The organism is Delftia tsuruhatensis NBRC 16741, from assembly GCF_001571325.1.
Lineage (GTDB): Bacteria > Pseudomonadota > Gammaproteobacteria > Burkholderiales > Burkholderiaceae_C > Comamonas > Comamonas tsuruhatensis.
Genome location: NZ_BCTO01000013.1, coordinates 298,953 through 308,950, shown reverse-complemented (window position 1 = coordinate 308,950; position 9,998 = coordinate 298,953). Strand labels below are relative to the sequence as shown.

At 66.3% G+C, this 9,998-nt stretch carries 4 protein-coding genes and 1 riboswitch; of the genes, 2 read left to right on the top strand and 2 right to left on the bottom strand.

Annotated features, from left to right (window positions below; genetic code table 11):
* Window positions 1-120: 120 nt before the first annotated feature.
* Window positions 121-2,745 carry a DUF349 domain-containing protein gene (locus tag DTS01S_RS06650; protein WP_026062569.1) on the bottom strand — a complete coding sequence of 875 codons (2,625 nt, stop codon included), beginning with the start codon at window positions 2,743-2,745 and terminating at the stop codon, window positions 121-123.
* Between the two features lie 154 nt (window positions 2,746-2,899).
* A complete protein-coding gene (locus DTS01S_RS06645) occupies window positions 2,900-6,712 on the bottom strand; it encodes a DUF748 domain-containing protein (RefSeq protein WP_061287466.1) in 3,813 nt (1,270 codons plus the stop codon).
* 767 nt (window positions 6,713-7,479) lie between these two features.
* Here DTS01S_RS06645 and DTS01S_RS06640 point away from each other — a divergent pair.
* Window positions 7,480-8,400 (top strand): lytic transglycosylase domain-containing protein, encoded by a 921-nt coding sequence (locus tag DTS01S_RS06640; protein ID WP_016447496.1) that lies wholly within the window; start codon window positions 7,480-7,482, stop codon window positions 8,398-8,400.
* Window positions 8,401-8,536: 136 nt separating this feature from the next.
* Window positions 8,537-8,712, top strand: a riboswitch (ZMP/ZTP riboswitch).
* A gap of 34 nt (window positions 8,713-8,746) precedes the next feature.
* The gene (glyA, locus tag DTS01S_RS06635; RefSeq protein WP_016447497.1) at window positions 8,747-9,994 is read left to right on the top strand and encodes a serine hydroxymethyltransferase; all 1,248 of its coding nucleotides are present in this window, start codon (window positions 8,747-8,749) and stop codon (window positions 9,992-9,994) included.
* Window positions 9,995-9,998 lie beyond the last annotated feature (4 nt).

The following is a 9,998-nucleotide window of genomic DNA, read 5'->3' as shown; positions in this document are numbered from 1 at the left end:
TTTTTGCTTGGGTGCGTACACGGATGCCTCCATCCCAAGCACCATCAGGTATCGGCAGGGTCAAAAAAAAGGGAGCCGACGGCTCCCTTTCTTGACGATGAGGGTCTCAACCCCACCCCGTCACTTGCGCAGCAGTTGCTTGAGCACGTTCTGCAGGCGGCGTGCGGTGGCGTCATCGCGTGCCGATGCCAGCACCCGCGCGGCATCGCTGCCCCAGGTTTCCTGCGGGGCCGGATCGTTGCGGCGCGTCAGCAGTTGCAGCTGCAGGGCACGGCGGGCGCTCAGATGCTCTGCAGGCGTGGGCACGTCGGCAGCCATTTCAAGGCGCAGCAGGGCTTCACCCGCATCACCCTTGGGCGCCTGGGCCAGTGCCTGCGACCAGGCGCTGCGCACTTGCGCAGACACGCGACCGCCGAGCTGCTGGGCCGCCGGAATCTGCGTAGCGTCACGCGATTCCCAGGCTGCCATCAGCTGGGTCAGCGCTTCGCCATGGGCCTGGGCCGCGAGCTTGCGCAGAGCGTCCTGCGCATGCTCCATGGCTTCACGCTGGGCACGGAAGGCCGGATCGGCCAGGCGCGGACCGCGCTCTTCACGCGGTTCGCGGCCAAAGCGGCCATTGTCACGGTTGTCGCGTCCGTCCCTTCCATCGCGGCCACGGCCACCGTCGCGGCGGTCGCCAGGACGGGCAGCGCGCGCACCACCCTCTTCCTTCTTCATGCCGGGACGATCATCCCCGCGCACGGCAACCACGGGGCGCACCGGCGCCGGCTTCGCTTGCGATTCTTCCGAGCCAGCCGCAGCCACTGGCGCCTGTTCCGGCTGGGCAGCGTTGACGGAGGCATCGGCACGGCCGCGCAGCGCCTGCTCCAGAGCCTCCACCGCAGCGCGGATTTGCTGCACGTCACCCGATGTGTTGGCAGCTTCCACGGCCTGCGAAGCCTCCAGTACGCGGCGGTCATGGTCGCTGAGCTGCACGGCTGCGGCCCGGGAACCACGCTCGCTGCCCTTGCGGTTGAAAGCCTCGTCCAGGGGCTTGCGGAAGGCGTCCCACAGCTTTTGCTCGTGCTTGCGATCCAGCGGCACGGCCTGTGCCTCGGCCTGCCAGCGCTGCTGCAGTGCCTTGACGGCATCGATGCGCAGGCTGGGTGCGGCGCCCAGCGCCGTGGCCTCGTCGATCATGGCGTGGCGGCGCTGCAGGCTGGCCTTTTGCGCAGCATGCAGCGGAGCCTCGGCCAGGGCCATGGCCTGCTTGAACTGGGGCTGCAGCTCGGCAAACAGTTTTTCACCGATATGACCGCTCTCGCGCCAGCGTTCAGCGAACTGGCGCAATGCGCGGGCCGCACCCTTGAGATCTTCGCTGGCGGCCTGCTGCGCTGCCCAGGCCTTGATCTCTTCGATCAGCGCCAGGCGCTGTGCCTTGGACTGGGTGGTTTCCGTGCGCAGCTTGTCGTGCCAGGACTCGACCACCTTGTGGGCCGCGTTGCAGGCTTCGTCAAACTTCTTCCAGAGAGCGTGGTTGGCCGCGCTGCCCTGGTCGGCCAGCTTCCACTGCTCACGCAGGCTGCGCAGGGATTCCTGGATCTTGCGACCGCCCAGCGCCTGGCCTTCGGGACGGTTCAGCAGAGCTTCCGCCTTGGCAACCAGCTCCTCACGCAGCTTGTCTGCGTTCTGGCGCGGCCAGCCTTCGGCTTCGCCTGCCGCCAAGAGGGCCTCGTGCACCTTGGTGACCAGCGCGTCGTCCACCAGACGACCATGGGCCTTGATGGCGGCACGCACGGCTTGCACGGCAGCGGAGCCAGCCTTGCTTTCGCCGGCAGCCGTCTCGGCCTGGAGCTGTTCCAGCGCCTGGGTCAGGGCAGCGCTGGCGGCAGCCACCTGCTCAGGCGACGTCTTGGCCTTGGGCTGCGCTGCGCTGCGGCCGGCAGGCGCTGGCTTGGACGGCTCGGCGGCCGCTGCCTCGGGAGGCAGGCCACGCGCCACACGCAGTTCATCGGCCCACACGGGCACGGTGGGCAGCGGGGCTGCTTCGTCCGCTGCGGCGGCCTCGGTCAGCGCAAGGGCAGACTGGAAGGCATCCCAGACAAGGATCAGCTGTGCGCTGGCGGCTTCCAGCTGGGGCGGGAAGCGTCCATCCACGCTGGCCCAGTTGGCATCGCCGGTGAGCTCGCCGGCCTGCTCCTGCCAGCGGGCCACGTCGGCGCGCAGGTTGTCGAGCACAGCCTGGGCGTCGCGCCATGGCTTGGTGGACAGGACTTCGATGCGCTGGGCCAGCAAGACAGCCACTTCGCGCTGGACCTGCACGCGATGCTGCAGTTCCTCGATGGCCTTGACGCGCTCGGCCAGTTGGGCCTTGTATTGCGACAGCGGCTCACGCGACAGCGGGGCGCCTGCCTTGGCGGCGTCGCGCTGCCAGGCGATGGCGTCGGCGGCATTGAAGGGCGATGCGACCAGCAGTGCCTGGGCCTTTTCAGCCCATTCCACTGCGATCTTTTCCTGGTCCTTGGTGCGGCGGATTTCATCCAGACGCTCACGCACGGCGCGGGCCGCGCTCTTGTCGCGCGCGCTCAGCTCCTTGAGGACGTCCTGCAATTGCTCGACCGAAGGCTGGGTTGCCAGCCAGTCGCGGATGCGCGAGGCGCGATCACCCGAGGTTTCGGCGGAGAAGGCACCGCCCGTGAGCACATCCAAGGGGTGTTGTTCAGGATTCTTGGCAGAAGCAGGGCTCACTTCAGGTGCATCGGACATGGTGCTGCGGGGGGAAAGAGAAGACATGAATCAATCGTTGAATGCCTGGCTGCCGCGGGCCGCCAGACGCGGCCGGCCGGGCTGCATGCGGGCATGCTAGCCGGGCCGGGAAAACCATATTCTCGCCGTTATTTGAAGCGGAGCCAAAACCGGGCTACTGTGCGGACAGGCTGAGCTGGGCGCGCGGGCTCCATTCCTGGTCGTCGGAATCCAGTTTCGGGGCCCCGAGAAACAGGCGCTCGAGCGGCAACTGCTGCTGCGCCAGATAGTCGCGAACGGCCACGCCGCGCGCCAGCGCCAGCTCGCGCATGGCATCGTCGGGCACGGTGATCTGCTCCAGCAGCAGGCTGCGCATCTGGTCGGTGGGCAAGTCCTTGGCCATGCCGATGACATTGCGCGGCTTGGCAAAGTCGGCACGGCTGTAAAGCGCCTTGGTCAAAGCCGGCACTTCGGCAGCAGGCAACTCGGTCACCGATTCTGCCGATTTGCCCTCGCGCAGCACCTGGCGGCGTTTCTGGGCCAGCAACAGGCGATCGAGTTCGGCCTGCTTCCAGGCCTCCTTGTCCTGGGCCTCGCGCGCCTCGCCGATCACGGTGAGCCTGAGGGCCGGGCGCTCCTTGAGGGAGGCGACCACCTTGTCCAGGCTTTCGCGGGCCTTGGCATCGATCTGGGATCGGCCCGGCGCAAAGGCCACCACGCCCGACTCGCTGCTGCCGCCAAATGCGCCCGACAGCAGCGAGAACGGCGAGGTGACGGCCTTCATGATCAGGTTGCCGATGATCTTGAAGATGACTGGCGCCAACCTGAATTGGGGGTCGTTGAGCGAGCCGCTGACCGGCAGGTCCAGGTCGATGACGCCGTTGCGGTCGGCCAGCAACGCCACGGCCAGGCGCACGGGCAGCGAGGCCGGCGCACCTTCGACGGCTTCGCCGAAGGTGAGCTGGTGCAGCACCAGCTTGTTGCGCGCCGTGAGCTGGCCATCGGGCTCGATCTTGTAGCTGACATCCATGCTGAGCTTGCCGCGCTCGATGCCATGGCCCGCGTACTTGATGGAGTACGGCGACAGCGGCGGCAGCTCCAGATCGCGCATCTGGGCGCGTATGTCCAGGGCCAGCGGCTTGGCCAGCGGATTGACCTGCCCGGTAATCTCCAGCGAAGCCGTGCCCTGGGCGCGGCCGCGCAGCTCCACATCCGCCAGTTGCGGCCCCTGCTCCCCGGCCGGCTGTTCGGACGAGAAGGCGCTCAGGCGGCCGGCCAGCTCACTGAGGTCAGCCGAGTAGTTGGGCTGGATGAAGTAGTCGGAGAACTGCACCTTGCCGCCCGTCAGCACGATGGGGCCGATCTTGATGACCGGTGCAGGCCCGGAAGCGGCCTCCGGCGGGACGGGCTCGGCAGGAGCCGCCGCGCCATCCGCAGCCGGCGCGGTGTTTTGCTCCAGGGACTGCTGAGACTGGGCCGACTTGACGATGTCCTGCAGATTGATGCGGCCATTGCGCTGCACGATCACGCGTGCAAAGAAGTCGCTGAGCGCCGTCTCGCGCACGCTCAGGCGCAGTGGCTGGGCGGGCTGCATCTGCAGGTCCAGGCCACGCACGGCCAAGGTTTTCCAGGCGACGAGTTCATCGCGCAGGCCCAGGCCCAAGGCAGCCGATCGAGCCTTGGCCCGGTCGGCCGTGGATTCGCTGAGCACGGCTGCCACGGCGCCTGCGGCCGTGCTGGGTGCGCCCTGCCCCGCAGCCTCACCCCCGGCTTGCACGGGCGAGGCCAGCGCGGAACGCATGCGCAGATCCACCAGTTCGACATCGCCCTGCACCATCAGCTCGGGGCCGGCAGGCTGGCTGGCAAAGCGCAGCTGACCCAGGAAATTGCCATCGGCGCGCACCAGCTCCACATTGAGCATGTCGGCAAAGTAGGGCTCCAGCGCGTGCAGCGGCAGGCTGCGCGCCTGCAGCCTGCCCTGAAGCGACAGTGGCGCCAGTCCCAGATCGCCGCGCAGGCTCAGCGATCCTGCCTGGACACGCCGGCCCGAGCCGACCTGGGCGGACAGCTCCAGCGGCGTGGGAGCGGACTTGGCCGCCAGCGGCTCGATGGCGCCCAAGCGCAGGCGCAGTGAACTCAGATCCAGGGACACGGTGCGCGCCGAATCAGCGTTGCGCACGGGCGCTTCGTCACGCAGCGCAACGGCGCCACCGTCCACTTCCACGGCCTGCAGCCTCAGACCCCAGGGCCTGGGCTTGTCCTTGGCGGGGTCCGGCGTCGCAGGTGCCGAGGATGCGGGTGGCAGCCATTGCTCATACATCCACCGGCCCTGGGCGTCGCGCGACACGCCCAGCTGCGGCTTTTGCAGCGCCAGGCGCCCCACGGAAACCTGCTGGCTGGCCAGATTGACCTGTACCTGCTCCAGCTGCAGGCGCGCGATGTCGACCGGCGCGGCCTTGTCCTTGAGGCTCAACTGCTCCACGCCCAGCTCGGCCACCTGCACCACCATGGCGGAGCCGCTCCAGCCCAGGCCGGCGTCGGTGCTCAGCAGGCCGGTCAGCTCCGGCTTGAGATGGGCAGTCAGATACGGCGCCGCCAGTTGCAGAGGCAACTGGCGCGCGGAGACGGCCAGTTGCCCCTGCCTGTCGGTCATGGCGCCGCTCAGCCTCAGTTCGGCGGGTTTTGCACCCTCTCCTGCCGCTGCAGACTGCACCTGCATGCCGGCATCAAATTGCAAAGGCTGCTCCAGCGGCCAGCGGACATCACGCACTTCCAATGACAGCTGGCGCGCCTGCAGCGCCGCACCCGCCTGGCCTGCGCCGGGCGACGCATCGCGCCAATGCACCGTGGCATCGGAAATGGCCAGCCTGTCCAGGCTCACCCTCCAGGGCTGGGGCGCATCGGAGGCAGGCTTTTCCACTGCCGGCCTGGAATCGGAGGCAGAGCGACTGCCCATCGCCATCCAGTTGATGCGGCCTTGCGCATCACGGGCCGCGAAAATCTCTGGAGCGCTCCACTGCACGGACTCCAGCTCCACCACCGACTGCAGGGGCTGCACGTTCTTGAGCACGGCCGCCAGGCGCTCGAAACGCAGCAGGGGCGCCTCATCGCGGTCAAGCAACTCGGCACCGGACAGGCTGACCTCGCCGGTGATCCGCACCACGGCCTGCTCGGCCTGCTCAAAGGAGATGTGCAGATTGGTATCCAGCACGCCGGAGCGCGGCTTGACGGGAGCATTGGCGGGCACATAGCCCAGGTAAGGCGTCAGGTCCACGCCCTGCCAGCTCAGATCGACGGCCGTCTGGCGCTGGTCGGTGAAAGGCGTGCTCTGGGCACTGGATTCAAAGCGGCTGCCATTGAGCGCGAAGGACAGGTGCGGCAGCACCTTGATCTCGCGCTTGGACTCCAGATTGCTGATGAACGGCAGCTTCAGCTGCAGCTGATCCAGCATGTGCTCACGCTGCTGGACATCGTCCTGCAATTGCACGCGGCCGTCGCGCAGCGCAATGTTGTACAGCGCAAAGCCCAAGGGCTTGGCCGGCGGCGTATCGCTGGGCTCGGCCAGCCGGGCCAGCACATCATCCACATCGAAGTGCCCCAGGCTCTGCTGCGTGAGGCGCAGCACCGGCGCATCGACCTCGATGGCATCCAGGACAGGCGCCAGCCTGAAGAGGGACTGGATACTGGCATTCACATAGATGCGGTCGACCTGCAGCTGTGGCGACGACGGCGCGGGTTCTGCCTGCCCTGCGCCCGCCGGCTGGCTTTTGGCAATGCGCAGATCACGCAGGGTCAGCTCCAGCGACCAGGGCCGGAACTCCACTGCCCCCACATGGACCTGGCGACCCAGCTTGGCCGATGCCTGCTTTTCCAGCTGGCTTTTGGCGACAACGGGCACCAGCGCCCACAGCAGCAGCCACAGCAAAAGAAACGCTGCAAAGGCGATGGCCAGCCTGCGCAGCCAGCAGTGCTTGAAGAGAAGTTGCATGGGGCTCTAATAACTAGTACGGCGCCATCCTGGACAGAGGACGCAGCGGTGGCTGCATTGCATCAGAAATTGGGCTGGCAGCAAGACCTCAACCCGCATCACCGCACATTTCTTGACGTTGCAGTCACCCTGGAACGACAAAGCCCGGAAGCCTTGAACCGGCTTCCGGGCTTTACGGCAGGCACAAGTCCTGGCCGTTTTCCGCAGTCAAGGAGAGGATGGTCCTTGCTGCTCGGAAGCAAGAGATTGCTTCCAGGAAGGCCGCGGAAGAAGACTTGAACGACTGTGCCCGAACCATCGAACACCACTTTTACCCGTCTTCCACCTTGGCGAGACGACTGCAGGAGCAGTCGCCTCCAATATAGAAGGACGCAGGCCAGGCCTGCCAGTGCTTTTGCATTTCATTGCAATTTCATGAAGCCCTGTACAACCGCCGCAAGCGCCCCACATCGGTAGCACGCAACCTGCTCTCAAACACTCAGAAACTGTGTTTGCATCCATGGTTTGTTATTATTCATCGATCTAACAAACGCACTTCATAGTGTTGACCGTGTATTTGGTGAACTCCTAGAATCCGCCAGCGCTCGAATAGAGCGTTTTTTGTTTCTGCTGCCTCACGACTGAGCAGATCCCGCAGGCCTACAACGCAATGGTGCACCAAGCGCCAGCCTCCCGGATCCGCAGCACCCAATCCAGGGTGTCAGCCTCACCGGCCTTCGCTTCGGCGAAGGCCGTTTCGGGTTGGTGCCCCTAGAAAGGAAAAAGCTATGCCAGCGTCAGGAAAATTTTTCGCCGCCGCGCGAACGTTCGCCATCGATGTGGCCAACGGTTTTCTTGCCATCATCCACAACAGCTTCGCCCTTCTGGGCCTGGCTGTGGCCTTCCTGGCCATTACCTTGTTCGCCCGTCCCGACCTGCGCGATGCCGGAGAGAGCCAGCTGCGCTCCTGGCTGACCGCTCGCCAGATGGCCGAGCTGGGTGCGCCCGTCGAACTCGCGGCCAGCGACCGCGCGACGGCGACCAACCCGAAGAACCTGCCCAAGGATCAGGCGGCCGTGGCCTTCTGGCTCAGCAAGAAGTACCGCGTGGCGCCCGAGCCCATCGCGGCACTGGTCAGCGAAGCCTACGACCTGGGCAAGGTCAACCGCCTGGACCCGACGCTGATCCTGGCCATCATGGCCATCGAATCCAGCTTCAATCCGTTCGCGCAAAGCGCTGTCGGCGCGCAAGGCCTGATGCAGGTGATGACCACGGTGCATACCGACAAGTACGAGAACTTCGGCGGCCAGAACGCCGCGTTCGACCCCGTCAGCAATCTGCGCGTGGGCGTGCGCGTGCTCAAGGAGTGCATTGAGCGCGCCGGCTCCATCGAAGGTGGCCTGCGCTACTACGTGGGCGCGGCCAACCTGCCCACCGACGGCGGCTATGCCGCCAAGGTGCTGGCCGAGCACCAGCGCCTGCGCATGGCCGCCGGCCTGCGTGCCGTGCCGCTGATGACCGCCAAGATCGAGCAGCCCAAGCAGGCCGTCCAGATCGCAGCCACCAAGCCGGCCACATCCACGGCCGAGGCAGCCGGACCTGCGGCCTCGGCTGCGTCCGCTGGCACCCCGGCAGTGCCGGTCAGCTCGAGCAGCATGTCCGCGCGCACCGAACAGGTGGCCCTGCAGACACAGGAGCCGGCGCTGTAACCGGAACCACCGACATGGCGCACGAAGCTGGCTAAGGCCAGCTTTTTTCATGCCTGCCTGCACCCGCTGATCTGCCAGGCAGGCGGCTTCGCCAACGCCCCTCGCCTGTCTTCGGCTCCATCAGCTCAGCTACACTAGCGGGGTACGCAACTGGCGATAGGCGCAGCCGCTTCACGCACCGCTGCCGCTGACGTGGAAACCAGCAGAAGGCCTGAAAAGAACCACCTTCTGTGAACCACCGGGGAGCGTACCGCCCAGCCTCCATGCGCACGCGGGATCTGGAGTGTTCCGCCGTTCGCCTGGGCAGCCCTTGGCCTCAAGGGAATTTCAAGTTCACAGGACTGCCATGTTTCAACGCACCAATACCGTCGAGAAGGTCGACGCCGAAGTCTTTGCCGCCATCCAGGCCGAGAACCTGCGTCAACAAGAACATATCGAGCTGATCGCCAGCGAGAACTACTGCTCGCCCGCCGTGATGGAAGCCCAGGGCTCCCAGCTCACCAACAAGTACGCAGAAGGCTATCCAGGCAAGCGCTACTACGGCGGCTGCGAGAACGTCGACGTGGTCGAGCAGCTTGCCATCGACCGTGTCAAGAAGCTGTTCGGCGCCGAGGCCGCCAACGTTCAGCCCAACTCCGGCTCCCAGGCCAACCAGGCCGTGCTGATGGCCTTTGCCAAGCCCGGCGACACCATCATGGGCATGAGCCTGGCCGAAGGCGGCCACCTGACGCACGGCATGCCGCTGAACATGTCGGGCAAGTGGTTCAACGTGGTCTCCTACGGCCTGAACGCCGAAGAAGCCATCGACTACGACAAGATGGAAGCGCTGGCGCGCGAGCACAAGCCCCGCATCATCGTGGCCGGCGCATCGGCCTACGCCCTGGCCATCGACTTCGAGCGCTTCGCCAAGATCGCAAAGGAAGTCGGCGCCATCTTCTGGGTGGACATGGCCCACTACGCCGGCCTGATCGCCGCGGGCGTGTACCCCAACCCCGTGCCTCACGCCGACGTGGTCACCACCACCACGCACAAGAGCCTGCGCGGCCCGCGCGGCGGCGTGATCCTGATGAAGGCCGAGCATGAGAAGGCCATCAACAGCGCCATCTTCCCCGGCCTGCAAGGCGGCCCGCTGATGCACGTCATCGCCGGCAAGGCCGTGGCCTTCAAGGAAGCACTGTCTCCCGAGTTCAAGGCCTACCAGGAGCAGGTCGTGAAGAATGCCAAGGTCGTCGCCGAAACGCTGACGGCCCGCGGCCTGCGCATCGTCTCCGGCCGCACGGAAAGCCACGTCATGCTGGTGGACCTGCGCGCCAAGGGCATCACCGGCAAGGCGGCCGAAGCCGCGCTGGGTGCCGCCCACATGACGATCAACAAGAACTCCATCCCCAACGACCCCGAAAAGCCGATGGTCACCAGCGGCATCCGCGTGGGCACGCCCGCCATGACCACGCGCGGCTTCAAGGAAGAGGAAGCCCGCCTGACGGCCAACCTGCTGGCCGACGTGCTGGAGAACCCCAGCGACGAAGCCAACCTGGCCCGCGTGCGCGCCCAGGTGGCCGAGCTGACGGCCCGCTTCCCGGTCTACGGCGCCTGATTTG